Source organism: Ferrimonas senticii DSM 18821 (assembly GCF_000422665.1).
In the GTDB taxonomy this organism is placed as follows: domain Bacteria; phylum Pseudomonadota; class Gammaproteobacteria; order Enterobacterales; family Shewanellaceae; genus Ferrimonas; species Ferrimonas senticii.
The window spans coordinates 276,461-301,897 of sequence record NZ_AUGM01000001.1; the positions used below are offsets into that span (position 1 = coordinate 276,461).

General features: G+C 51.2%; 24 protein-coding genes and 1 riboswitch. Of the genes, 19 read left to right on the top strand and 5 right to left on the bottom strand.

Going from position 1 to position 25,437, the window contains the following annotated elements; translation table 11 throughout:
* Position 1 precedes the first annotated feature (1 nt).
* A complete protein-coding gene (locus tag G506_RS0101300; RefSeq protein WP_028115297.1) occupies positions 2-637 on the top strand; it encodes a bifunctional 4-hydroxy-2-oxoglutarate aldolase/2-dehydro-3-deoxy-phosphogluconate aldolase in 636 nt (211 codons plus the stop codon).
* A 55-nt stretch (positions 638-692) separates the two neighbouring features.
* Positions 693-1,154, top strand: coding sequence for a GNAT family N-acetyltransferase (locus G506_RS0101305; RefSeq protein ID WP_240473367.1), 462 nt, complete (start codon positions 693-695; stop codon positions 1,152-1,154).
* A gap of 72 nt (positions 1,155-1,226) precedes the next feature.
* On the opposite strand, the gene gap is transcribed toward G506_RS0101305, so the two are convergent.
* Both gap and G506_RS0101315 read right to left on the bottom strand, forming a co-directional pair.
* Positions 1,227-2,234: a type I glyceraldehyde-3-phosphate dehydrogenase gene (gene gap, locus G506_RS0101310; protein WP_035386948.1), complete on the bottom strand. Its 1,008-nt coding sequence runs from the start codon at positions 2,232-2,234 to the stop codon at positions 1,227-1,229.
* 214 nt (positions 2,235-2,448) lie between these two features.
* Positions 2,449-3,240, bottom strand: a complete 792-nt coding sequence (locus G506_RS0101315) for a DUF2989 domain-containing protein (RefSeq protein WP_028115300.1) — start codon at positions 3,238-3,240, stop codon at positions 2,449-2,451.
* Between the two features lie 223 nt (positions 3,241-3,463).
* Between G506_RS0101315 and G506_RS0101320 the strand changes: the two genes are divergently transcribed.
* The 14 genes from G506_RS0101320 to G506_RS0101385 all read left to right on the top strand — a co-directional run bounded on the left by G506_RS0101320 (position 3,464) and on the right by G506_RS0101385 (position 19,189).
* Positions 3,464-4,888, top strand: coding sequence for a glyceraldehyde-3-phosphate dehydrogenase (locus G506_RS0101320; protein WP_028115301.1), 1,425 nt, complete (start codon positions 3,464-3,466; stop codon positions 4,886-4,888).
* 102 nt (positions 4,889-4,990) lie between these two features.
* On the top strand, positions 4,991-5,314 hold the full coding sequence (locus tag G506_RS0101325) for a hypothetical protein (protein ID WP_028115302.1): 324 nt from the start codon (positions 4,991-4,993) through the stop codon (positions 5,312-5,314).
* Positions 5,314-5,586 carry a YeaC family protein gene (locus G506_RS0101330; RefSeq protein WP_028115303.1) on the top strand — a complete coding sequence of 91 codons (273 nt, stop codon included), beginning with the start codon at positions 5,314-5,316 and terminating at the stop codon, positions 5,584-5,586. Before G506_RS0101325 ends, G506_RS0101330 begins: the two co-directional genes overlap by 1 nt.
* Before the next feature lie 224 nt (positions 5,587-5,810).
* Positions 5,811-7,352, top strand: coding sequence for an AbgT family transporter (locus G506_RS0101335; protein WP_028115304.1), 1,542 nt, complete (start codon positions 5,811-5,813; stop codon positions 7,350-7,352).
* A 46-nt stretch (positions 7,353-7,398) separates the two neighbouring features.
* Positions 7,399-8,619 (top strand): peptidase T, encoded by a 1,221-nt coding sequence (gene pepT / locus G506_RS0101340; protein ID WP_028115305.1) that lies wholly within the window; start codon positions 7,399-7,401, stop codon positions 8,617-8,619.
* A gap of 152 nt (positions 8,620-8,771) precedes the next feature.
* A complete protein-coding gene (locus G506_RS0101345) occupies positions 8,772-8,984 on the top strand; it encodes a TIGR02922 family protein (RefSeq protein WP_028115306.1) in 213 nt (70 codons plus the stop codon).
* Between the two features lie 78 nt (positions 8,985-9,062).
* A riboswitch (cobalamin riboswitch) is annotated at positions 9,063-9,270 on the top strand.
* A 287-nt stretch (positions 9,271-9,557) separates the two neighbouring features.
* Complete coding sequence (locus G506_RS0101350) at positions 9,558-11,231, top strand: TonB-dependent receptor domain-containing protein (RefSeq protein ID WP_240473377.1); 1,674 nt, start codon at positions 9,558-9,560, stop codon at positions 11,229-11,231.
* 616 nt (positions 11,232-11,847) lie between these two features.
* Positions 11,848-13,872, top strand: coding sequence for a cytochrome c (locus tag G506_RS0101355; protein WP_028115308.1), 2,025 nt, complete (start codon positions 11,848-11,850; stop codon positions 13,870-13,872).
* A 59-nt stretch (positions 13,873-13,931) separates the two neighbouring features.
* A complete protein-coding gene (locus G506_RS0101360) occupies positions 13,932-14,354 on the top strand; it encodes a rhodanese-like domain-containing protein (RefSeq protein ID WP_028115309.1) in 423 nt (140 codons plus the stop codon).
* Positions 14,355-14,398: 44 nt separating this feature from the next.
* On the top strand, positions 14,399-15,202 hold the full coding sequence (locus tag G506_RS0101365) for an FKBP-type peptidyl-prolyl cis-trans isomerase (protein ID WP_028115310.1): 804 nt from the start codon (positions 14,399-14,401) through the stop codon (positions 15,200-15,202).
* 39 nt (positions 15,203-15,241) lie between these two features.
* Positions 15,242-15,907: a hypothetical protein gene (locus tag G506_RS0101370; RefSeq protein WP_028115311.1), complete on the top strand. Its 666-nt coding sequence runs from the start codon at positions 15,242-15,244 to the stop codon at positions 15,905-15,907.
* A 67-nt stretch (positions 15,908-15,974) separates the two neighbouring features.
* The gene (locus G506_RS0101375) at positions 15,975-16,679 is read left to right on the top strand and encodes a 4Fe-4S dicluster domain-containing protein (RefSeq protein WP_028115312.1); all 705 of its coding nucleotides are present in this window, start codon (positions 15,975-15,977) and stop codon (positions 16,677-16,679) included.
* 3 nt (positions 16,680-16,682) lie between these two features.
* On the top strand, positions 16,683-17,633 hold the full coding sequence (gene nrfD, locus G506_RS0101380; protein WP_028115313.1) for an NrfD/PsrC family molybdoenzyme membrane anchor subunit: 951 nt from the start codon (positions 16,683-16,685) through the stop codon (positions 17,631-17,633).
* A 266-nt stretch (positions 17,634-17,899) separates the two neighbouring features.
* Positions 17,900-19,189 (top strand): winged helix-turn-helix domain-containing protein, encoded by a 1,290-nt coding sequence (locus tag G506_RS0101385; RefSeq protein WP_028115314.1) that lies wholly within the window; start codon positions 17,900-17,902, stop codon positions 19,187-19,189.
* Between the two features lie 341 nt (positions 19,190-19,530).
* Here G506_RS0101385 and G506_RS0101390 read toward each other — a convergent pair whose 3' ends face one another.
* From G506_RS0101390 to G506_RS0101400, 3 genes are all read right to left on the bottom strand, one after another.
* Positions 19,531-19,971, bottom strand: a complete 441-nt coding sequence (locus G506_RS0101390; protein WP_051201804.1) for a Rap1a/Tai family immunity protein — start codon at positions 19,969-19,971, stop codon at positions 19,531-19,533.
* 436 nt (positions 19,972-20,407) lie between these two features.
* Positions 20,408-21,781 carry an NCS2 family permease gene (locus G506_RS0101395; RefSeq protein WP_035386879.1) on the bottom strand — a complete coding sequence of 458 codons (1,374 nt, stop codon included), beginning with the start codon at positions 21,779-21,781 and terminating at the stop codon, positions 20,408-20,410.
* Between the two features lie 166 nt (positions 21,782-21,947).
* Positions 21,948-23,306 carry an NCS2 family permease gene (locus G506_RS0101400; protein WP_028115317.1) on the bottom strand — a complete coding sequence of 453 codons (1,359 nt, stop codon included), beginning with the start codon at positions 23,304-23,306 and terminating at the stop codon, positions 21,948-21,950.
* Positions 23,307-23,589: 283 nt separating this feature from the next.
* Between G506_RS0101400 and G506_RS21200 the strand changes: the two genes are divergently transcribed.
* The 3 genes from G506_RS21200 (at position 23,590) to G506_RS0101415 (ending at position 25,361) form a co-directional block, all read left to right on the top strand.
* Entirely contained in the window at positions 23,590-24,231 is a 642-nt protein-coding gene (locus tag G506_RS21200; RefSeq protein ID WP_028115318.1) for a helix-turn-helix transcriptional regulator, read from the top strand.
* A 154-nt stretch (positions 24,232-24,385) separates the two neighbouring features.
* The gene (locus tag G506_RS0101410; protein ID WP_028115319.1) at positions 24,386-24,856 is read left to right on the top strand and encodes a hypothetical protein; all 471 of its coding nucleotides are present in this window, start codon (positions 24,386-24,388) and stop codon (positions 24,854-24,856) included.
* A 19-nt stretch (positions 24,857-24,875) separates the two neighbouring features.
* Entirely contained in the window at positions 24,876-25,361 is a 486-nt protein-coding gene (locus G506_RS0101415) for a hypothetical protein (RefSeq protein WP_028115320.1), read from the top strand.
* Positions 25,362-25,437 lie beyond the last annotated feature (76 nt).

Genomic DNA, 25,437 nt, shown 5'->3' on the forward strand with positions numbered 1-25,437 from the left:
AATGATGAGCGAACTCTGGCAAATGCAACCCGCCGAGGTGTTCTCCCGCAGCAAAGTAGTGCCGGTGATGGTGATCAACCAACTGGAGCAAGCGGTACCGTTGGCCAAGGCGTTAGTTGCCGGTGGCATTGGTATTTTGGAAGTGACTTTGCGTACCGATTGCGCAGTGGAGGCGATCCGCGCTATCCGTCAAGCGGTGCCTGAAGCGCTGGTGGGGGCGGGAACCGTGCTGAATACGGCGCAGTTGGAGCAAGTGATCGAGGCTGGGGCTCAGTTTGCCATCAGCCCTGGCACCACGCCGACGCTGCTGCAAGCGGCCAAAGCCCGCAGTATTCCACTGATCCCAGGGGTCGCCTCAGTGTCAGATATGATGGTGGCATTGGAGCATGGCTACGACCACGTTAAGTTCTTCCCCGCCGAATCCAACGGCGGTGTGCAAGCACTTAAATCGATGTCTGGGCCAATGGCCGGTTTGACCTTCTGTCCAACCGGCGGCATTAGCCTGAGCAACTATCAAGACTATCTGGCGCTTAGTAACGTTAAGTGTGTTGGTGGCAGTTGGGTGGCACCAACCGATGCAGTAGAGCAGGGCGATTGGGCCCGCATTACCGAGCTGTCGCAGCAAGCTGTTGCCTAAAGTCGCTTGCACGTTTAAGCCTCGCTATTGCGAGGCTTTTTAGTTGGAACCAATAGTGAACAAGAACAACTTGCACTGTTTTGCCGTTGCCGCCACCGAGTTGCCGTTGGCACTGCTGTTAGAGGCGGATCCTGATGTGGCACACATCAACAGTTATCTGAGCCGAGGTCAAGGTTATGGGGTGGCTCTGAACGGCGAGACCGTTGCGGTAGCGGTGTCGGTGCCATTAACGACCACCAGTGCCGAGCTGATAAATATCGCGGTGTCGCCTTCGTATCAGCAGCAAGGCATTGGCGCGATGCTGTTGCGGTTTGTGATCGCCAGTTTGCGCCAGCAGGGCTGTCAACGGATTGAGCTGGGAACTGGCACATTTGGCCATCAATTGACGTTTTATCAGCGGCACGGTTTTAGGGTAGATAAAGTATTGAAAAATCACTTTATCGAGAATTACCCCGAGCCTATCTGGGAGTCCGGCATTCAGCATCAAGATATGCTGTGGCTGACACTTAACCTGTAACCAGCAGCAGACAAACGAAAGCGCCGCTGGGGATTCCCAGCGGCGCTTGTTTATTACTAATTGCTAAAGGAATTATTTAGCGGTCATCAACACCACAGCGTTGTCGAGCATGCGGTTAGAGAAACCCCACTCGTTGTCGTACCATGCCATCACCTTCACCAGACGACCGGCAACGCGAGTCTGAGTGGCATCGAAAGTGGAAGACATTGGGCTGTGGTTAAAGTCGATGGATACCAGCGGCTCGTGGTTTACCGCCAACACTTCAGCCATTGGACCAGAGGCACAGGCGTTTTCGATGATCTGGTTTACTTCTTCAACCGTGGTATCGCGACCGGCAATAAACGACAAGTCCACTAGTGATACGTTAACGGTTGGAACGCGAACCGCGCCGCCGTCCAACTTGCCAGCCAGTTCAGGGATCACCAAGCCAACTGCAGCAGCGGCACCGGTTTTGGTTGGGATCATGTTTACCGCTGCGGCACGAGCACGGCGCAGATCGCTGTGGTAAACATCAGACAAACGTTGATCGTTAGTGTAGGCGTGAACGGTGGTCATCAGGCCAGATTCAATGCCGATGGCATCGTGCAATGGTTTGGCAAATGGCGCCAAACAGTTGGTGGTGCAGGACGCGTTAGAGATAACGGTCATGTCGCTGGTAATCACGTCGTGGTTAACCCCGTAAACCACGGTGGCATCAACGTCTTTACCAGGGGCAGAGATGATCACTTTCTTAGCGCCGGCATGGATATGCTTAGAAGCGGACTCTTTGGTGGTGAAAATGCCGGTACATTCAAATACCACATCAACACCTAAGTCGGCCCACGGCAGCGCCGCCGGATCACGTTCAGAGAAGGTCTGAATGCGGTCGCCATTGATGGTGATGGCACCTTGCTCGTGCTCAACTTTAGCGTTGAAGCGGCCATGGACCGAATCGTACTTGGTCAAGTGTGCATTGATGGCGGCATCGCCCAGATCGTTAATGGCCACGATCTGGATTGGGTAATCCTTCTCGCTTTCATACAGAGCTCGCACAATATTGCGGCCAATACGCCCGTAACCGTTAATCGCGACTTTAATCATGGTGATCATCCCTTTGGATCTGATGTTTGTGTAGTAAAATTACAATAAAGAGCGCCTCAGTCAAGGACTTAAGCGGGCTTTTGATTGATAAAAAACAACAATTCTAACTTGCTTCGCAAGACAGTAACCCTAGAACAATCTGCTGGCCACGCTGACCAGATCCCAGTGAACAAATTTGCACAGCTGCTTCACAAATTTTTTCATTGAAATTGAGTTACAACTTCCAGCTCTTAGCGTCGAATTCGCCAGCAATCAGTAATGTTTTTACTTCAGCCGCTTGACTGGCGATGGCGGCCATCACATCGGTGCTGATGGCGTAGTGTTGCGCCAGTGCTCGCTGGTCAATATCGTCATTGATAATAAGTGCAAACAACAATGCCTGCTGATTCTGTCCCAAGCGTTGATGGCTGCTAACCGCCAGTTCCAAAATGTGTCTATCGTATTTTGGATCAATCACTTGCCTGTCCATCAACTGGGTTAAGTAGTGCAGTGCTTTGTTGGGATCGCTGTCGATGAAGTAGTTCGCGGTAAGGGTTAGGGCCGCTTTGCCGCTGATAGCGCCTTGCTGCTCGGCAGCTAAAAAGCGGGCGAGCGCCGCGCGGTCTTTATCTCGAAGCCAGTGGTACAAACTAAGCAATGGCGAGGGGTTGTCGCGGGTTTCTGCTTTTAATTGTTGCAGTAGTTGGTGCGCTTGCTGGAACCAGTGGCCGCGGTTGCGTTGTTCGGCGGTGGCGTGATCGCGGTCGACCATTTGCGCGGCGTTGTCCATACAGCCGTGGTAGCGCTCGGCATCCAATAGCAGCTGATATTGCAGCTCGACTGTCGGGTTTTGCTGATAGTTATGGCGGCCGTGGATTAAGTCAGAGCGGGCGCGCAGGCAAAGATCGTTCTGCTGCAATTCAACGCAGAGGGCGGGGTGTTTGGCACAGATCTCGTTGATGTTTAGGGTTCGGTCGCAGCCAGTTAAGATGGTCACAGTTATCGCCAGTAGCAGCACGATTTTCATGAAATAAAATTACCATTCAAGCCAAATTTAGCGGCTCAAACTGTTGTTTTGCAACAGATTGAGTCGTTGATGCTGGCTGGAAACTACAGATTACTTTTCTGTAGAATAGCGGCGCTTTCAGCTGCCGTCATGGATAAGGTCGGCAGCGAATACAATCTATCTCACCTATTGGATGTGACCATGTTTGAAAGCCACATGGTCCCAAGTGTAGGAACTGCGCATAATGACCGCTGATAAACACCTTCAGAGTTGGCAAGAACGATTTGAGCTGGCCGAGGCGATGCAACCCATCATTGGCAAACTGTACCGCAACCAAGGCGTTGAAGTACTGATCTACGGCCGCCCACTGCTTAACGCGTCAACTATCGATATCACTAAAGCGCACCGTCTGGTGGCTAAGTATGAAGGTGACAAATTGCGTCTGCGTGAAAGCTTCCCATTCGTTGAAGCGCTGGGTCGCTTGAATGTGAAGCACGCCAAAGTGGACATTGGCAAGCTGGCGATCAACTACTGGCGCAACCACAGTGACGCATCAGAAATTGATGCTTACATGGCCGAGCAACTGGCGCCAGCGGTTGGCAAAGATATGGAACAGCGCGACGTGGTGCTGTACGGTTTCGGTCGCATTGGTCGTTTGCTGGCACGTCTGCTGATTGAGCGCACCGGCGTTTCTAACACTATGCGTCTGCGTGCCATCGTGGTGCGTGGTGGTCGTGATGGCGATCTGGAAAAACGCGCCAGCTTGCTGCGTCGCGATTCCATCCACGGTCCGTTTAACGGTTCCATCGAAGTGGATGAAGAGAACAACGCCATCATCGCCAACGGCACCTACATTCAGGTGATCTACGCCAACTCACCCGATGAAATCGATTACACCCAGTACGGCATCAACGATGCGCTGGTGGTTGATAACACCGGTATTTGGAAAGATGAAGCGGGCTTAGGTCTGCACTTGAAGTCCAAAGGCGCGTCCAAAGTGCTGCTGACTGCACCAGCTTCCGGCGACATCAAAAACGTGGTGTATGGTGTTAACCACAACGACGTGGAAGAGTCCGACGTGATCCTGTCGGCGGCCTCTTGCACCACCAACGCTATCACCCCGGTTCTGAAAGCGGTTTACGATAAGTTCGGCATCAACAACGGTCACGTTGAAACCGTGCACTCCTACACCAACGATCAAAACCTGATCGATAACTACCACAGCGCCGAGCGTCGTGGTCGCAGCGCACCGCTGAACATGGTGCTGACCTCAACCGGTGCGGCCAAAGCGGTTGCTAAGGCGTTCCCTGCACTGAAAGGCAAACTGACCGGCAACGCGATTCGAGTGCCAACTCCGAACGTATCGATGGCGATCATGAACCTGAATTTGGCGCAAGAAACCACTCGCGAAGAGATGAATGAGTACCTGCGTCAAACCGCACTGTTCTCTGATCTGCAAAACCAAATCGACTTCACCGCTTCCACTGAAGTGGTATCCAGCGATCTGGTTGGCAGCCGTTTTGCCGGTATCGTCGATTCGCAAGCGACCATCGTTGATGGTGACCGTGCAGTACTGTACGTGTGGTACGACAACGAATTTGGCTACAGCTGTCAGGTTGTGCAGGTGATGCAGAAGATGCTGAATGTAACCAGCGTTGTGCTGCCATAATTCCGCAGCTTTTGAACCAAAAATCCAGCCAAGTGGCTGGATTTTTTTGTTCTGGATTTGGCGGCAACGTATAGTGAAGCGGTAACAGAGAAGGAGAGACTCATGGCGCTGATCCACTGCGCAGCTTGCGGCAAAAAAATATCCAGTCGGGCCGGGGCGTGCCCGCATTGCGGTTTTTCTATCTCTGATGATCCAGAAAAACAGGCGCAGGCTGCGCGCATTCGAGCCATTAAGACTCAACAACAGTTAATGAATCACAGTTTTGTGGCGTTGCTGTTGTTCGTGGCGGGCTTTGCCATTTGGTGGTGGGGCGGGGCGCCGCAAGATAATTGGCGCCAGCCAGTTGGTATTGGCTCGATGGCGCTGGGTTTTGTGTTTTACCTGGTCACCCGTATTCGTATCGTATTGAATAAAAGAGGCCGCTAATGGAATTGCAGCAGATGATCGACAGTCTTACCCCTGAGGTGCTGCAGCGCCTGCAGGATGGGGTGGAAACCGGTAAATGGCCAGATGGCAGTTTGTTAACGGAAAAGCAGCGCGAAAACGCGATGCAGGCGCTGATGCTGTGGCAAGCCAAATACGGTGACAACCAAGATCACCTAACCATCAATCGCGACGGCGAGATTATTCATCTGAGCAAAGCCCAGCAGAAACATCAGTTCGATGACAACCGCATCGACGTTGAGCAGCAGCCCTAAGGGGCAATTGTCACCACCAACAGAACGTCGCCATCAGGCGACGTTTTTTATTGGCGACGGCAAAGTTGCTGCGCTTTTGAGCAAATAACTGCAATGTGACTTAAATCCATCATCTCAAGCTGTTGAGTTGTGATTGCTATCACTCACTGAAGGTTATTAACCGCTTACTGTAGTGAAGCATATTAAAAAAGACGTGTCTAAGCGTTAGAAACAACGAGGAAGAGATGGTTAAGCAGGCAGAAAGTCCACAGAAGCGCGGGCTGCTGGATAAGATTGAGAATGTCGGCAATAAAATGCCCGACATCACCATGCTGTTTTTTATGGCAACTCTAATCTGTTTAGGGCTGTCGTGGTTGTTGTCGTTATTTAGTTACGATTACATCCATCCGGTTACCCAACAGCCGATTGCGGTGGTTAACCTGCTGACGGCCAGTGGCATCATGGGATTGATGTCTTCACTGGTGAAAAACTTTGTTAACTTCCCACCACTGGGGATGACCATTGCCGCCACCTTAGGCATTGGTATTGCCGAAAGTTCTGGCTACATTCGCAACGTTCTGCAGCGCCTGTTGGCGGTGGTTCCGTTACAAGCGGTGACGCCGTCGGTGATCATGATCGGTATTCTGGCGCACGTGGCGTCTGATTCCGCCTACGTTATCTTGATGCCAGTTGCGGCCTACATCTTCTATAAGACCGGCAAGCACCCACTGGCGGGTATTGCGGCTGGTTTTGCCGGTTTGGCTGGCGGCTTTACCGCGTCCTACACGCCATCCATTATCGATCCGATCATGGCGGGCTTTACCCAGAGCGCCGCGCAGATCATCGATCCAAGCTACCAAGTTAACGTGCTGTGTAACTACTTCTTCTCAGTGGCGTCGACCTTTGCGGTGTTGGCAGCGTGTTGGTACATCACCGACAAGATCGTTGAGCCACGCCTGCAAGCGTCAATGCCGGTGGACGTAGAGCAGATCGATCAGCACAGCGAACAACCAACGGCGCTGGAAGTGAAAGCGTATCGTCTGGCCAATCTTACTTTCATCACCTTTGCTGTTGCTTTGGTGGCGTTGATGGTGCCAGAGACGTCGATGTTCCGTGGCCCAGATGGCTCGCTAACCAGCCCGAAAGCACCGGCAATGCAGATGATCGTACCGCTGTTGCTGTTGTTCTTCGCGGTTCCGGGCTTAGTGTATGGCTTTGTCAGTAAAACCTTCAGCAGCATGAAGGACGTCACCAAGGCGATGGAAAACGTAACCACCACCTTAATCTCGTTCATCGTGTTTGCGTTTTTTGCGGCGCAGTTCCTGTACTGTTTTGGTCAATCGCAGATTGGTGCGCTGATCGCTCTGTCTGGTGCGGAAGCGCTGAAAGCGCTGGCGCTGCCAGGTCAGGTGACCATTCTAGGGGTGATTTTGCTGACGGCGATGCTCAACCTGATCATCACCTCAGCTTCCTCTAAGTGGGCGATTTTGGCGCCGGTACTGGTGCCGATGCTTATGATGGTTGGCCTGTCGCCAGAATTGACACAAGCGGCGTTTCGCATCTCCGACAGTGCGGTAAACGTGGCCACGCCGATGTTCGCCTTCTACCCACTGATCATCGCTTACATGCAGCGTTACAGCACTACCGCCGGGGTGGGAACCTTGGTATCGATGATGCTGCCGTACACCATCGGCCTGTTGATCGCCTTTACTGCGATGTTGTTCCTGTTCTGGGGCTTTGAGATCCCATTGGGCTTTGGTGCCAGCTACACCTACAGCGCCAACTAATTTGTTTAATGTAAGGGGCCAATTGGCCCCTTTTAAGGTTTTTACTATGACTATCGCCACTGCCTTGGTGCAATCGTTTTGCCGCTATGTTGCGGTATCCAGCCAATCTGATGGCACTCAGAGCTGTTTGCCTACCACCGCCGGTCAGCTAGAGCTGGCGAAGTTGCTGCAAGCGGATCTTCAGCAACTGGGTTATCACGACAGTGAAATTACCGAACACGGGATCCTAATCGCCAAATTGCCGGGCAACAAAGCCGGTGCCAAAACCTTAGGTTTCGTCGCGCACCTAGATACCGTTGATGTCGGCTTAAGTGCCGACATCAAACCGCAGTTGCTGCGCTATGAAGGTGCGCCATTAACCCTAAACCACGCGCTGAATATCACCATCGATGAACAGGCTCGGCCAGAGCTGGCGCAATATAAAGGCCAAGATATCCTGTTCAGCGATGGTACCAGTGTGCTTGGCGCCGACAACAAAGCGGCGATTGCGGTGATGATGACCCTCGCCGAGCAACTTAAAACCAACGGCGAATCCCACGGTGACATCTACTTTGCTTTTGTACCGGATGAAGAGGTGGGGCTGCGCGGCTCTAAAGTGATGCCGCTGGATAAGTTCCCAGTAACCCATTGCTACACCATTGATTGTTGCGAACGCGGCGAAGTGGTGTACGAAACCTTTAACGCCGGCCAAGCGGTCTTCACTATTCAGGGGGTTACCGCCCATCCGATGAGCGCCAAAAATGTGCTGGTTAACCCGAACCTGATCGCCAACGATTTGATCAATCTAGTGTCGGACTGGGGCTTGCCGGAAACCACCGAGCAGCGTGAAGGTTACTTCTGGGTGATCGACATTCAGGGTAACCAAACCCAAGCTAAGGTGACGGTGCAAATTCGTGATCATAACCAGCACAGCTATCAAGCGCGTAAGGCGTATCTGCAGCAGGTATTAACCATGCTTCAGCACAAACATCCCCGTGCGACTATCGATCTGGATCTAACCGATACCTACGGTAACATTGCCGAAGCGATGGGCGACGACACCAGCGCCCTAGATAACCTTTATCAGGCGCTAGCGGAGCTTAACATCCCGGCGAAAACCATCGCCATGCGCGGCGGTACCGATGGCTCGGCGCTGTCGGTACAAGGGTTATTTACTCCGAACTTCTTTACCGGCGCCCACAATTTCCATAGCGCCTTTGAATTCCTGCCGGTACCGTCGTTTGTCGACAGCTATCAGGTTGCCAAACGTCTGGTTGCGATGGCGTAACGGCGTCTCTAGCATCGATAAGTCAAAGCAGCTTCGGCTGCTTTTTGTTTGCCTAAATTGTCGCGCCAGATCGTGAATTTGTAACTAATTCGTTGAAATCATAAGGTTGCAAGGTTATAAGCATCCACAGGGATTAAGGATGATCTGGTCTTATGTCTAATACTGTTACTGTTCTGTACTTTGATGATGATTCGCTGATGCTCTCCAAAGCGGTGCTGCATAACTTGCCCGCCGGAGCCGGCGGCCGGATAATCCTGCCGGATGCCTTTCGTCATGGAAAATCGATTGTCGCGGTGCTGCGCGGTGAAGCTGAAGTGCTCAATATGGTAGGCGAGCGCGCCTTTATGATGGAGCAGTCCGGTTGACGGTCGCCCATTACGCAATGCTTATACATCAATAAGATTTCAAGCACAGGGGGATACAATATCCCCCTTTGTCGTTTATAGTGCCGCTGACTTTTAGGTGCACGATTGTCACTCTGCTAGCAAGGGCAATCACGCATAACAGGGAACGCGGTGTAAATCCGCGGCTGTACCTGCAACTGTAATTTGGAGCGAGAGCGCACAAGGCCACTGATCACCTTGGTGATTGGGAAGGCGCACTCTCTGGATGCCAAAGAGCCAGGAGACCTACCTAGAAGCGACTTAGTTGACTCAAGCGGGTTACTTGAGCTGACGGCTGCTATTCTAAATTTGCCTGTCTGCTGTGGGCGGACACCAACGGCCTTGATCTATCTGGACGTTGGCGACGATGCCGCCCATTCCCGCGCGTTGACTCTTCTTAAATAACGCTAAGAGAGTAAAAGAATGCGCTTTACCAAATCCCTAATTGCCGCCGCCGTGGCAAGTTGTTGCGCCACTCCAGTGCTGGCCAGTGACGATATTGAAACCCTAGTGATAACCGGTTCTCGCTTTGAGCAATCGATTGACGATCAGTTGATGCTGATTGAAGTGATCGATCGCGACCAGATTGAACGGATTGCCCCAAAATCTGTTGCCGATCTATTGGTGACCTTGCCCAGCGTTAATATCGTGCAATCTGGCGGGGCAGGGCAGATCACCACGGTAGCGATCCGCGGCGCAAACACCGGACATACGTTGGTGTTGTTAGATGGCGTTCGCATTGGATCTGCGACATCGGGCAGTGCCGATTTATCTAGCCTACCACCACAAATGATCGAACGGGTTGAAGTGCTTCGCGGCCCAAGAGCCGCGATGTGGGGCAGTGATGCGATTGGCGGGGTCGTACAAATATTTACTCGGAAGTTGCACTCTGGTGAGTGGACTGCCAGTGGCGAGACCGGCAGCAACGATTTTGGACGGTTAACGGCTGCGATTGGTGTCAGTCACGGTGATGGTAGCTCGACCATAAGTATTAATGGTGAAACCAGTAATGGCATAGATGCCGCTGACGACGCTGAATTCGATAAAGATGGTTATCAGCGAGTGTCGCTCGCAATTAATGGCGAACAGCACCTCAATGATGCTTGGCGTATGACCTGGGTCGGTCAAGTGACTGATGGTGAGTATGATTATGATTCGGAGGGTTGCCTTAGTAGTGATTGGCCATGCTCCATGCCATATGACGATGGCTCAGATGCTGCTGATTATTTGAACTATCACTATCAACTGGGTTTGCATTTTAGTTTTGATATTTGGCAAAGCAGCTTAACCATCTCACAAATGCAGGATGACAATACGACCTACAAGAGCGGCGTAGCGGATTCGAATTTTGTTACCGAACGCGATCAGCTGAGCTGGATTGGTCAGGCGAAGTTAGAGTCGCTAACCCTGGCTACCGGTTTTGACCTGTCGCAAGAGCAAGTTTCAGGTTCGGCCTATGAGGAAGACAAGCGCGATAATTACGGCGTATTTGCTTCAGCCGCTTATGCACTTGATAAGCTAACTACCGAAGCGGTAGTCCGATTTGATGAGGTGGGTGATATTGATAGTGAAACCACCTATAACCTCAGCGCGGCCTATCAGTTAGCGCCTGAGTGGCGCTTTACCGTGAGTCACGGAACGGCTTTTAAAGCGCCGACATTTAATCAATTGTATTGGCCAGGATTAGATCCAGATCGGCCAGCAGTTAATGCCGAGCGTTCTCGCTCTAGCGAAATCAACATGCTCTATCAACAAGCCAATTGGAGTGCATTCGCCAGTATCTATACCACGGATGTTGATGACTTGATTGCGGGCTGGCCGCCGGAAAATATCGCCAAAGCTTCTTTGGATGGTTTTGAAACTGGGGTTGCATGGGCACAAGGAAATTGGTCTGTTGATGCCAACTACAGCTATCTTGATGCCACGGATGATTCAACCGGTAAAACGTTGGATAACCGCGCTGCTCATAGCCTGAATGGGTTAGTCGTTTACCAATGGAACCAAGTTGAGTTGGGTGCCCGTTACAACTTCCGAAGCAAAGCTACCGACGGCGGCGTTGAACTCGACCCGTATCATTTGGTTGGTCTGTCCGTTAGCTACCCATTTGCTAATGGATGGCAGCTGCGAGTTAACGCCAATAATTTGCTCGATGAAGACTCGATCACCAATGACGGCTACTTTGCCCCTGGCCGTGAGTTCTACGTTGGCGTCAGCTACATGAACTTCTAAGCTCTTCGCTGCAAACTGCAAACTGCAAACTGCAAACTGCAAACTGCTAAAGCCCGAGTGCATTTGCCCTCGGGCTTTTTTGTAGCCAAGTCGTTCGGATAACAACGTTTCATGATCTGCCACAGGACGGCAGGGGAGGCGATGTTGCTGCCGATTTAGTGGTTGTTTGATCAGCCGTCGTGGTCAGAACTAGTGAATCTGATTACCACCTTGGTGGTAATTTGTCCTACCTCGAATTGGATAGATCGCAAGGCCAAACCGGCTGCCAATTTTAGATGTAAAACACGCTTTGGAACGGGGTCAAAGGCGCTAAAAATGGCGCGATCTCGCACGCATTTTGGCTTTTCACAACGGCGCAAAAGCTAAAAATATCTAAAACGCAGCGAAATTATCGTAAATGACTTAATTTGTGGTTTTTAAGTTGTTGTTTTTAAAGGGTTTGGTTCTTTACGTCGGTTGAGGCGGTAAAGGGCGGTAGAAACGTGGATCACCCTCAAACTTTTCATCATTCACAGAGGCACAATTTGCTCCGTTGATTGCTGTCGGCCAACTGACGTCAGTCCCTACAACTGAAATAAGCAGGTCAACAGTGGTTACGCCTAACTAGGAGTTAATGATGAAAACTTGGAACACCAAAGCAACTTTAGTTGCACTGATGTGCTCCGCTGCTTTCGGCGCGCAAGCGACTGAAGGTCACGCTAAGAGCTCACTGGGTTATGAGCAGTCCCCTCAGACCCAAAGCGTTTACGCCAAAGGTTCCGGCACCATGGAAACCCGTGGCGTGCAAACCCTGCACGACTACATCGTCACTGAAAAAGAGATGTGGGATTACCTGTTTGAAAACCACCCAGTTTTCACGACCTACCTGCCAGAAGGTCGTATCGTAGGTAAGCCACACGTTTCTGACCGTGGTGAAGAGTACCTGCACACCGGTAACTCAGAAGAGTGGTCTTCCAAAGAGGGTCAGATCTCTGCGGTTCAGTACCGTCTGGGCGCGAAGTCCATTCTGGATTTCCCGAACAAGTTTATCGGTCCAGAGAAGTGTGGTGAGTGTCACGCGGTTCAGTACGAGAAGTGGAAACGCTCTCGTCACGCTAAAGTGGTTCGCTTCCCAGATGAGATGGAAGAAGTGGGCGGCGACCTGACCAAGCCTTACCTGTCTAATGACGTAGCGATCCTGCCTGAAGGTATCACTGCGGACTCCATCTACGCAGTAATTGGTACCCCACGTACCAAGTACGGCTTCTTGGATGCATGGCTGGTTCGTGGTTCTTACCACGTTCGTGGCGGTCTGCTGAAAGACGGCACCGGTACCCTGCACGCCGGTTCTAACCAGTTCTCCGTGAACTGGCTGACCTTCATCACCCCAGAAAAAGCGGCTGAAATCCAGAAAGTTATTCCAACCTTCCCAACTAAGATGGAAGACTTCGGTGACTCTGGTTCCAACGTTTGGGGTCTGAACTCTTACGGTGCTAAGCAGGACAAGTCCTTCTTGTTCCAGCCAGCTTCCTCTTACTGTGAAGTGTGTCACACCTTTAAGTTCGACTACCAGACCAAAGAAGAGTTCTTCGCTGACCTGGGTAACCCACAAGCACTGCGTGAGCACACCATCTCCAAGGGTATCTCTTGTGAAGAGTGTCACGGCGCTGGCGCTCACCTAGAGGGTGGTGTTGGTGGCGGTATGCCATCCAACTGTGAACGTTGTCACCAGCGTTTCAACTACGTTGCTGAACTGGCAGAAGGCCCAGGTGCTAAGCCAGAAGACGCGTTCAACGTGAAGATGAAGTCTGCTTGCCCATCTTGTGGTACCGAAGGTTCCCAGATGTTTGGTTCTGCGCACTACGAGAAAGGCATGCGTTGTACCACCTGTCACGATCCACACGAAGTGACCGATGGTTCCTACCTGACTCACGTGTCTCAGCCAAAACTGAAGCAGCAGTGTGAAGACTGTCACGAGACTCAGCTGGAGTTCCACAAGACCTCTGCTCCTCACGGCGAAAACACCTGTTCTTCTTGTCACATGCCAAACATGGGCTCTTGTGAGAACTTTACCGCGATTCAGTACCCAGACATGGCTGGCTTCGACAACGTTCGTGCTTCCCACATCTGGAACATCAAGGTAGATCCAATCAAGAAGACCCTGAACCCGCCAGCGGGTGAAGAGCGTGTTTCTACCACCAAAGGTTGGACCGTTGCTAAAGACGAAGACAACTACGCGTACCTGGATCTGATGTGGTCTTGTGCTCGTACTTCCGCCCAAGATCGCAACGTGCTGGAAGGCAAAGGCTGTCACTCTCAGTTCCAATCTGAACTGGATAAAGGCCTGCACTTCGAAGATCAGCAAGAGATCTACGGTGAAGTGATGAAGTGGCAGGGTCCGGTACAGGAACTGCACGCCAAGGTGAACAAGCAGATCGCTCGCATCGACGAACTGATGCTGATCACCCGCCTGTCTATCTCCGACAAAGCGCAAGTGATGATGCTGGTTGATAAAGCCCGCGCCAACGTTGCCAAGATCGACAAAGACGGTTCTTGGGGTGTTCACGGTCCTGCACTGGCCAAGCGTCTGATGAACGAAGCTTGGGTATACGTTCAGGAAGCGCAAGCAACCATGGACCAAGCTGGTTACGACAAGAAGTAATCGCTAATGCCTGATGCGCCTCGGTGGGCAACCACCGAGGCGATTTCAAGGAATCCCCTATGCGTACTGCAATCTCTCTAATTTTTAGCCTGTTGGTTGCCTTTAGTGGCAGCGTTAACGCGGGCGCTGGCGATGAAATGGTCGCCGCCGATGATTTTCGCTTCGAGCTGAACATCATCAACATGCACGAAGCGGAACAATATGTTGGTAACCCTGATGTACTGTTCTACGACGTCAACACTCTGGAACTGTGGTCTGAAGGGTTTATCCCTAACGCCATCCACTTCTTTGTTGAAGACTGGGAGCGTCTGCTGCCAGAAGACAAAAACAAACTGATGATTTTTTACTGTGCGAACCGTCTGTGTAACGCCTCTGAGCTGGCCGCCTATGCGGTTATGAAGAAGGGCTACACCAATGTCCGCCAGATGCCCGATGGCATTTTTGGCTGGCGCATGTCGGGTCGTAAAGTCGAGCTGCCTTAACCGCTCACCCACTGATTCGTATTAACACACTAAGAGTAAGTCCCATGAAACACACCATTACCCGCACTGTTGTATCCGCAGCGTTAGCCGCTGCTCTGGCAATGCCTGCTATGGCTGCGACCACCTTTGATAACGACGCGCAGAAACAAAGCTACGCCGTTGGCGCCAGCATGGGTAAATACATGGCTGGCCAGCTGGCTACCCAACAGCAACTGGGCGTCAACGCCGATATGGATATGGTGGCAGCAGGTTTCGCCGAAGCACTGAAAGGCGAACTGGCTCTGGATAACGATACCTTAGTGGGTCTGATCAATGACCGCGCTGAAGTGCTGAACCAAAAAGTAACCCTGAAAAAATCAGCGCTGGCGAAAGAGAACTTGGAAGCCGGTCGCGCCTTTATGGAAGCTAACGGCAACAAAGAGGGCGTAACTACCACCGAATCTGGCCTGCAATATGAAGTGTTGGTGCAAGGTGATGGCGCTCAGCCAAAGCCAGAAGAAGTGGTGAAAGTGCACTTCAAGGGCATGGATATCGAAGGTCGTGTATTTATCGACTCTCGTGAAGGCGATACCCCAGCACAAGTGGCGCTGATCAACGTGATTGATGGTTGGAACGAAGGCATTCAGCTGATGCCTGTGGGCTCTACCTACCGCTTTACCATTCCTGCGCACATGGCTTATGGCCCAGAAGGTAAAGATCTGATCACCCCAAACAGCACGCTGGTATTTGAAATCGAACTGCTGGAAACCGCACGTCCAGGTGCCGGTGGCATGGGGCACGGTGGTATGGGCATGGGTCATGGCGCGATGGGCGGCATGAACATGAACATGGGCATGATGGGCCACTAAGGCTACAGCCAAACTTTACTTTAAGCGGAATAGCAAAAAATGTTGTTACTGAGTCTCCTCTCCACCGTAGTCATCGTCAGCTTGCTGATGGCTTGGCAATATCGTCAAGCGCTGGTTACCGGCGCTGGTGCGTCGCGGTTGGTGTGTGCGACTCAGACGCCGCCATCAGCGTGGATGTCGCTGTGGCTGCTAACCGCCATTGTGGTGATCAGTGGGTGTTTGTATGCGGTACTAGGCCGTTACCCTGATCACCACAACATCCAAGTCAACAACCAACTTGATTACCTGCTGCGTGAACAAGTGCAGCAGATGGCGCAGCAACCACAGACTGCCGCCTCTTTAGAGCACCAAGCTAGCCTGCAACAACAGCTTGGTGACTACGCCGGTGCTGCGATCACCATGACATTGCTGATCGACACCTATGGCGAACAGGCCAATTGGCTTGGCCAACTAGCCACATTTCAGTACTACCGCGATGGCCGCCTGATGATCGGCGATACCTCAATGCTAGTGGCTCGCGCTTTAGCGCTGGAGCCGGCGGAACTGAACAGCCAGATGCTGCTTGCCAACCAGGCGTTTCTCAGTGGCGATTACGCCAAGGCGATCAGCCATTGGGATCTGTTATTGGCAGCAGCGCCAGCGGGCTTGGATAGGTCCGCGATTGAACGCGCCAAGACCAACGCCGAAACCCGACTGGCGCAATAAACCCAAATTGCTGGCTCTCCCTGCTATTAAGAGCCAGCAGTCGCGGGAATGATGATGGAGTAAAAAAGTGAAATTAATCGAGTTACCAAGACGCCAATTTATTAAAGGCGTGGTTGCTTCTACCGCAGCGGTAACCCTTGCGGGTTGCAGCTCCGATCCGAAGCACTCTGGTCAAGGCCCGCACTACGTAATGGTTTTCGATCAAACCAAATGCGTTGGTTGTGGCCGTTGTAAAGACGCCTGTAACGAAGCCAACAATCTGCCAGAGGGTATGTCCCGCCTGAATCTGGAGCGTCAATCTGACCGCATTCCAGGTGAAGTGTGTCCTACCTGTGGCAAAACCGATTGTAACTGTGACCGTAAGTACGTGCGGGTTTCCTGCCAACAGTGTCAAAACGCGCCATGCGTAATGGTGTGTCCAACTGGCGCCGCTTACCGTGACGAAAAAACCGGTATTGTTAGCATGGACGGCAGCAAATGCGCTGGCTGTAAGTACTGCATCACTGCATGTCCTTACAACGTTCGTCAGATCAACAAAGACACTGACTTTGCCGACAACTGTGACTTCTGTCTGCACAGCAAACTGGCCAAAGGCGAACTGCCTGGCTGTGTTCAAGCGTGTAAATATGGCGCACTGATCTTCGGTGATGCCAACGACAGCAACAGCTTTGTATCTAAGTTCCTGGCAGTGAAAGATTCCCAGCGGATCAAACCACATCTGGGCACCGATCCAAGCCTGCGTTACATCAGCATCACTAAGGCGGAGATCTAATCGATGATCGACTTTACTACTGGTTTGGGTGAAACCATCGCCTGGCCTTGGCCAATTGCAGTTTACCTGTTCTTCGCCGGTATCTCTGGCGGTTCTTTGTGTATTGCGCTGATGATGCGCTTCTTCAAAGGCCAAACTGAAAACACTCCGCTGCTAAAAGCGGCGACCGTTTTGGGCTTTGTGACCATCGCTCTGGGTATGGTGTGTCTGGTATTCGACTTAACCAACCCACTGTTCTTTTGGAAGATGTTGGTGTTCTACAACTTCCAATCAGTTATGAGCATCGGTGTAATTGCGCTGTCGGTGTTTATCCCACTGACCGCGATGCTGGCCGCTTGGGCACTGCGTGAAGAGATCGCCGTACTGTCTGTTCGCCTGCCAATCATGAAGATGGTAAACGACATTATGGACAAACTGGCGGGGATCCGTCGTCCATGTGAGTGGACCACCCTGATCCTGGCTATCGCGGTTTGTGCTTACACCGGTTTCTTGGTGTCAGCGCTGATCCGTTTCCCACTGATCAACACTTCAGTACTGCCGGCGCTGTTTATCGCTTCTGGTTTGTCAGCCGGTGCTGCTGCAGCGAAACTGTTGGCGGTTAAGTTCTTCAACGAACCTCTGCACAGTGAAGAGATGAACATCCTGCATAAAGCGGAATGGCCAATTCTGGGCGCAGAAGCGATGTTTATCTTCATGCTGTTCTCTGGCCTGATCTTTGGTGGTCTGGACGGCGCAACCGCGATTGGTGCCTTCAGCGAAGGCGTGTGGTCAAACGTGTTCTGGTTTGGTGTCGTTGGCTTGGGCTTCGTGATGCCGGTATTCTTCGCCTTTGGCTTGGGTCACAAGTTTGCTCATTCTCGTACCGCGCTGTACGCCACCTCTGCTTGTGTTATTTGCGGCATGATGTGTCTGCGTATGTTCCTGCTGTACGCCGGTCAGCTAAACGCCATTTAAGCTTAATTGTTAGCGCAATTGACGCTGAATAATATTCAGGCTGCGAGTTATCTCGCAGCCTTTTTTATTACTTAATAAACATCAATGAAATTGCAGATGAGTTAAGTTCGCATGAAAAAACAGGATAATTGCCACAAATAAAGTTCACGAGCTTCAAAAAATTGAAAACTCAGTTAATGCGGTCGCGTGATGTGGGTGATGGCTCACAGAAATAACTGTCGTGATCGCAAAAACTATCGCAACTTTAGCGAACCACGTAAGGCACCATGAGAGAGAGCAGGGCACCGATTTCCGCTTACCTAGAATTGGATTTGACCACCAAGTGTCTAACCGACACCCGTTCTGGTGAAGAGATTGGCTTAACCTTTGCAGAAGCGGCGGTATTGGCGTTTCTGATTAACGAGCCAAACGTGATCCACAGTAAGCAAACCCTGCTTGCCCAAGGTTGGCCTGATTGTGTCGTAGCGTCCAGTTCGATTACTCAATGCATCAGTACCTTACGTAAGAAGCTTGAGCCGTTTGAAGAGTTGCAACTGCGTACCGAGGTGCGCCGTGGTTACATGTTGCAATTTACAGAACCGGCGCCAATTAAAGTCAATGGCACGGAAGTGGATGTGCCGTTATCCAAGGTAAAAAAACCGCAGCCGAAGTGGATGCTGGTCGCCGGCACACTGCTAGTGATGGCGTTATTAGCATGGTATTTCAGCGATCTGCATCGAGCCTTACAGCACTCATCAGCGTGGCACCAAGGCAACGCCTTCAGTTTACAGGTTGCCGGCGTATCAGGTGATACCGAGCTGTTCGTCCATGGCGATCACCGTCGTATCGGCTCTGATATGTGGCAGCGGCACCTAGTGCCAAACCAGCGCGCGCCTGAGTTTTTGACGTCGTTTAAAGGGTTCGCAGCAACCGATGGCAATAACTATTCGATGGCGTTGTGTCCGCAGTATCAAACTGGCTATTGCCCGGGTGAAAACCTGATCAACATCTCGACGGTAACCAAAGCGCCGGCGGAGTTGAGCATCGAACATTTTCTGCAATACCGTGATTTGATGGAGGGGCGGATCAACTACAACAACCTGCCTCAGATCGCGGGCCGCAGTCACGATTCCGATGTAACCGAGCACTACTACCACAGCAATATCTATTTCCCGACTGCTAATAAGGTGCTGGTTCGGGCCGATTTCAGTATGTCGTTGGTGTACGAAGATGACACCTCTGGTAAGTTTTCGTCTGCAACTTGCCTAAGCGATCAGGGCTGTGACACTACGCCGGTTAAATACAATATTCGTGGCAGCTTTAAGAGCTATATGCACGAAATTGGTGATAAACAGGTGGAAGTGTTTAAGGTGACGCTGGACTCAAAAGAGTTGACTAAGCCTGATGTGGTGAGTGAATCGGCTTCCGATTTCTATTTAATGCTACGGAAAAACTCGATTTTCGATAATGAAATCTATTTCTATCGAGTTTACCAAGATGAAAAGACCGCCGTATGGTTGGTGCCGATGTACGGTAATTTGGCGGTGTGGATGACGCGCCAACAATTAGAGTTGTAATTAGGGCGTGTTGACGTTTGGTGTTCAGAATTTGGTCGAGGATAGCGGCTGTCAATCGAGGATTGCGATTGAAGGCATAGAGGCTCTACGTCGAAATCGTATGACGAAGAGTGACAGCCGCTAGTCCGACCCTGCAAGGCGCCCCTCAGTGATCTCTGAGCAGCAAAATTAACTGACCATTAGCAATGCGCTGTCAAAAACAACCAACAATGGGCGCAAAAATATACAGCAAAGGTCAACACGCCCTAGACTATCGGTACCATTAAAAAGCGGCAGGCTCTGTTTAGGAGTCTGCCGCTTTTTGCTAATTAACGAGGCTAATAGTTAGCTGAATAGTTTTACTATCGACATGGGAAGTGGGTTTTTAGCGACTGATAAACCGCATCGCGGGCGCTGCCACTGATATTACCTTGTGAGGTAAGATCTGTTGCCACCGTCAGCACGACCTGTTGCAACGGTACCGGTTGGCCAAAGCAAAATTCAGCGTAGCGCGATGCCGCAGTGTAGCGGGTTCGAGTGCGCAGCGCTCGGTCAGCGAAGGAGCTGCGGTTGCTCTCCGCTTCCATGCTACGCAGTACCCGGTCATCGGCGGCGGCGGCGCCATCAACAAAACCTTGGATGTAACGGGCACAGAATTCGCCATGCAAGCTGTCGGTGTCATTTGGGTAATAAGCGCAGTGCTCAGCCAGTTGCTGGGCGGTTAGGCTATTAACCGCTACGGCGTCGGAAGTCGGTGCCATCATCATTGCCGATGCGGTTAGGGCAAGTGCGAGTGTTTTCATAGGAGTTCTCCTCGTCAGAGCCTGTAGCTAGGCAAAAGTGTGTAACGGTTAACGGCGACAAGTGGTAACGATAGGCGTTTTCGGGCTTAAGCCAGCGAGTTGCACTGCAATGTTGCTAATAAACCCACCGAGTTCGCTATTTAGGCTTGTCGATTCACTCCGATTAGTCATTGAATTTGTGAGCAAAATGTTAATCGTTTCGGTTAACTTCAGTTTGCCCGAATCAAACGCGGCGACAACTCGAAAATACCGAGTAATAATTTCGGTTTAGTCAATCCATCGACACCGCTATCGAAAACATTGATGACCAATGCGCAGCTCCCCTGTGGCAAAGGCGACGCCGGCAACAACCCAGCTTGATGCGGAAATTAAGCGTAAAAAAACGCCGTCGAAGGCGATTCGACGGCGTTGTTATCAGTGACTTACAGAGTGTTAATTAATGACCATCAATAAAGATGAATTTAATTAAAAACAGCACTGCCACAACCAGTACGCATGGGTGAATATCACGCCATTTGCCACAGCCTGCTTTGATTACGCAGTAGCTGATAAAGCCAGCGGCAATACCTTCGGTGATAGAGAAAGTGAACGGCATCATCACTGCGGTAATAAACGCTGGTGCAGCTTCGCTAAGATCGTCCCAATCAACTTTAGTCAGACCCGCGGTCATCATTACGCCAACGTAGATCAGCGCGCCTGCAACGGCGTATGGCGGCACCATCGCAGCCAGTGGTGACAGGAAGATAACTCCCAAGAACAGCAGACCGACCACTACTGAAGTCAGACCAGTACGGCCACCCACGGCTACACCAGAAGAGCTTTCGATGTAAGCGGTTACGCTAGAGGTACCCATGTAGGCGCCCGCAACGGATGAGAGAGAGTCCACTTTCAAGGCTTTGCCCATGTTCGGGAAACGGCCTTTGCTGTCGTTAAAGCCGCAGCGCTCGGTTACCGCAATCATGGTGCCGGAGCTGTCGAACATGCTGACCAACGCGAACGAGAAGATCACTCCAGCCAAGCTGATGTCAAAAATGGCGCTAAGGTCCAGCTGGCCAAATACGTGACCAATTGCCGGTGGCATCGACACAATGCCGTGGTATTCAACATCACCAAACAGTGCCGCCAGCAGAGTAACAGCCAGGGTGGCGATCAGTACCGCTGAGTTAATCCCGCGGTAGGCCAGAATGATGATCAGGAAGAAGCCCAAAGAGCCCAGTACCACAGGCAGTGAGGTCAGATCGCCAACCTTTACCAAAGTATTCGGATCGGCAACCACTAGGCCGGTGTTTTTAAAACCGAGCAGGGCGATCAGCAGGCCAATACCGGCAGGAATACCGGTGCGTAGGCCAGTTGGGATGTTTTCCAACAGCCATTGACGAACACCCACTAGGGAGATAATCGCGAATACGGCGGCGCCCCAGAATACGGTGCCCATCGCCACTTGCCAGCTAACGCCAAGGCCAAGGGTTACGGAAAAAGCAAAAAAGGCGTTCAAGCCCATCGCTGGCGCTAAGGCGATTGGCAAATTCGCGATTAACCCCATCGATAAACTGCCGATGGCTGCCGCCAGACAGGTGATCACAAATACCGCTTGGGTATCCATGCCGGCAGCGCCAAGGATCTGTGGGTTTACAAAGACGATGTAAACCATGGTCATAAAGGTGGTAAAGCCGGCAATCACTTCGGTGGATGGAGTGGTGCGGTTGGCGGTTAAGCCGAATAGTCGGTTAAGGGCCTGGCCAAATGAAGATTTTGGCTGATATTCACTATCAGACTTACGCGCTTTGGCAGCGATAGGAGAGGCTTTCATCGGATTCGCTCTGAAACAGAAATAAAAAACCCGCCAGTGACAGCACCGGCGGGCGAGCGATTAAACCTCAACTGGATGAGCTTGGTGGCAAGCGATCCTTAAAATGTGATCGATAACACTGTTCTCTAATCAGGACAATCGTTGAGTCACCGAGGTTGTAAACGGCTTAGATGGCCCAGCCACCGGCATAAAACGCCAGTAGCACCACCGCCAAAATCACGATGCCGGCATTCAGTTTGCGCCATTGACCGGAGAACAGACGGGCAATCACCAGACAGTTAAAGCCGATCATGATGCCGGTAACAATGTTGCAGCTCAGCACGATAAATACCGCGCACAGCAGACCTGCCATGGCATCGGCGTAATCGCTGAAATCCAGCTTAGCGATGCTGCGGATCATCAACAGACCGACGTACATCAGGGCTGGTGCAGTAGCGTAGTTTGGTACCAAGTAGCTCAGTGGTGACAGGAAGATCATCAGCAGGAACAGCACGCCAACGATCGCCGCGGTCAAACCGGTTTTACCCCCAGCAGCAGTACCGGCCGCGGATTCGATGTAAACCGCCGCTGGGGAGCCGCCAACCATACCGGCTACCATGGAGGTCGCAGAATCGGCAGTCAGGGCTTGGTTGCCATTGATGATCTGGCCTTTATCGTCGATCAGATCCGCTTGGCCAGCCAATGCGCGGATGGCGCCAGTGGCATCAAAGATGGCGGTCATCACCAAAGCCAGTACCGCAGGCAGTACCAGAGGATCCAGCGCTGCCATCGGATCCATCGCACCAATCAGTGAAGATTCGGCAGAGAAGCTTGGCATGGCAAAGATGCCGTGGAAGGTCACGTTTGGATCTACCGCTAGACCGATGGCAGAAATTGCCACAATCACCAGCAGGATGGCGCCAGGGACGCGGCGCTGCTCTAGGCCCAGAATCGCCGCCAGACCAAACAGTGACATCATCACTGGGAACGAGGTGAAGTCACCCAGTGCCACCGGCAGACCTTCGTGTGGGTTTTTGACAATCAGGCCAACGCCGTTGGCGGCGATCAGCAGCAGGAATAGACCGATACCGACGCCGGTGCCATGGGCAATACCGGCTGGCAGGTTATTAAGGATCCATTGACGGGCGCCAGTCACGGTAATGGCGGTAAACACCAGACCCATAACGAACACCGCACCCAGTGCGGTTGGGATAGCGACGCCTTGACCAGCCACCAGGCTGAACGCCAAGAAGGCACTTAGGGAAATCGCACAACCAACCGCCATTGGCAGGTTGGCCCACAGGCCCATCAGCAGTGAACCGAATGCCGCAACCAAACAGGTGGCGATAAATACTGAGGTGCTATCAAAGCCCACAGCACCAAGCATCGAAGGAACAACGATGACCGAGTAAACCATCGCGAGGAAAGTAGTCAGACCGGCGATCACTTCACGGCGGACAGTGCTGCCACGCAGGGAGATCTGGAAGAATTGGTCGAGTTTGGCGCTGAAGTTGCAATCAGCGTGGGATGCTTGTGGTTTGGACATGAACTCTTCCTCTGGGGACGCAAGCGAGCAAATATAAAAAACCGAACCTCTGAAAAACTCAGTGGTTCGGCGGATGTAATTTGCGGCGCGAGTCTATAGATCCGGTTTGGCAGAATCAAATTGCAAGTGGCTCAAGTTCAATGGCAAATAACAAAAGTGTGATCCTGTTGGCTTTTAGTGGATTGGTTCTAACAACTTAGGCTTGCGCCAACGCAATGTTGGCCGAGGCAGAGTTGGATACTGTTGCATAGACGCTTATGTGACCAAGTGAAAAGGCTTTCACATGCTGCATTCTATTCACCTGTTTTCCAGTGATCGTTATTGGCTAGAGCACCTGCAGATGGTGCTTACTGGCAGCATGCCGGAGCTACGCCGCCACTGTCATCAAGACTTATCTGTGTTACAAGCCCTTCGCCAATGTCCTGACAATCACATAGTAGTGGTGGATTGCAGCACCTTGGCGACCGTCGATCTGACTCAGTTTAAAACCTGCGCATGGCAGTGGTTGGCGGTATGCGATAGCGATGGAGATGAGGTGCAGATCCAAATGTTGTTGGATGGTTATGCTGGGGTGGTGGCCAAATCGATGCCGCTGGACAGATACCCACGGGTGCTGCGTGGTCTGATTAAAAGTGAGATCTGGTTTTCGCGGCAAGTCACCGCCTTTGCCATTCGGCGCTACCAGCAATCAACGCCATCCAGCCCTGAAACCATGTTGTTTATGCTGTCGCAAATGGATTTAACCAAACGACAAAAACAATTGGTGCAACAGATATTGCAAGGAAAAAGTAATCAAGAGATTGCCGATACGCTGTTTATTAGCGTTCATACGGTAAAAAGCCACGTATCGCAGTTATTGGCTAAATTTGGGGTTGAGTCGCGCCAAGGCTTAATAAAAGAACTTTTGCAATATGAAACCCACTAAGTAAAGCCAAAGTTGCATTGGGTTACAAAGTTGTAATGACGGCTAGGTTTTATCATCCCACAACGCTTTGGCAAATCATGCTCATGGCCGATCCATTCAATAACCGCAGTTTATAAACTTTAGCCATCAACTTTGCTCACGGATTAACAACGTGATGAAACGATGGCTTGCACTGATATTACTAACAACTTGCGCGACTGCGCAAAGTCATGATCACAGTGACAGTCATCATTCACAGTGGGAAATTGTTGGCACCGTTAAAGCAAGCTGTCAGTTACAAGTTACGCCAATTAAAGACCATGACAACTTAACTCTTGATGGCAGCAAAGGAAAGCGCCAAGCAACCGCAAAAATAACGGTTGTTTGTAATGATGGTCGCGACCGAATTGAAACCTTATACCGCTCTGAAAATGGCGGATTACGCCACGATGACAGTAGCGATAATCTGATTCATTACACTGCACATATCGCCGGTAATAAGTTTGATATTGATGATAAGCAGTGGCATTCGGTAATGCAACAGAGTGGCCAAAACACCAAATTTTCCATCACGCCTGCGCTCAATGGTCGGCAATTAGCAGGAACATACCGCGACACCATTCATGTACGAGTCGCAATTGATTAATGACGGAGAGGTAACAACCATGAAAAAGGCACTATTAGCAATCGTATTAACCACAGTCGCCGGCTCGGCAATGGCGTTTGATTACGAAAATGGTGGTGATACTAGCGATTGGAAAATTGGCGGTCAGGTCGACGAACGTTGTGTGTTGGAAACTTACGATGGTGGCGATCGCAGCACTTCATTAAATTTGGTAGATAACTCATTCCAAACAACTGCAAGTGTGACTATTTGGTGTAATAATAAATCTGGCACTAATAATGTTACATATACTTCAGAAAATAATGGTTTCTTTTTAAATGATGCCGGCGACAAAATCGAATATGAAGCTGAAATCGATGGCAAATCCTTCTTTTTAAAAACACCACAGATGATTTCTCAAATTAGTGGAAATGTGAACGTAGGTCATCAAACTAAATCATTCAAGATAAAACCCCTTGGTACAGCTGCAACCGCCGCTGCAGGTATTTATTCTGATGTGATCACGGCAACAATTACCCCCAAATGATAACTATTAATAAAAGGCGTGCATTGCCAATGCACGCTTTTTTTGCGCTGACGCAAGATCAAATTTTTTCAGTTTC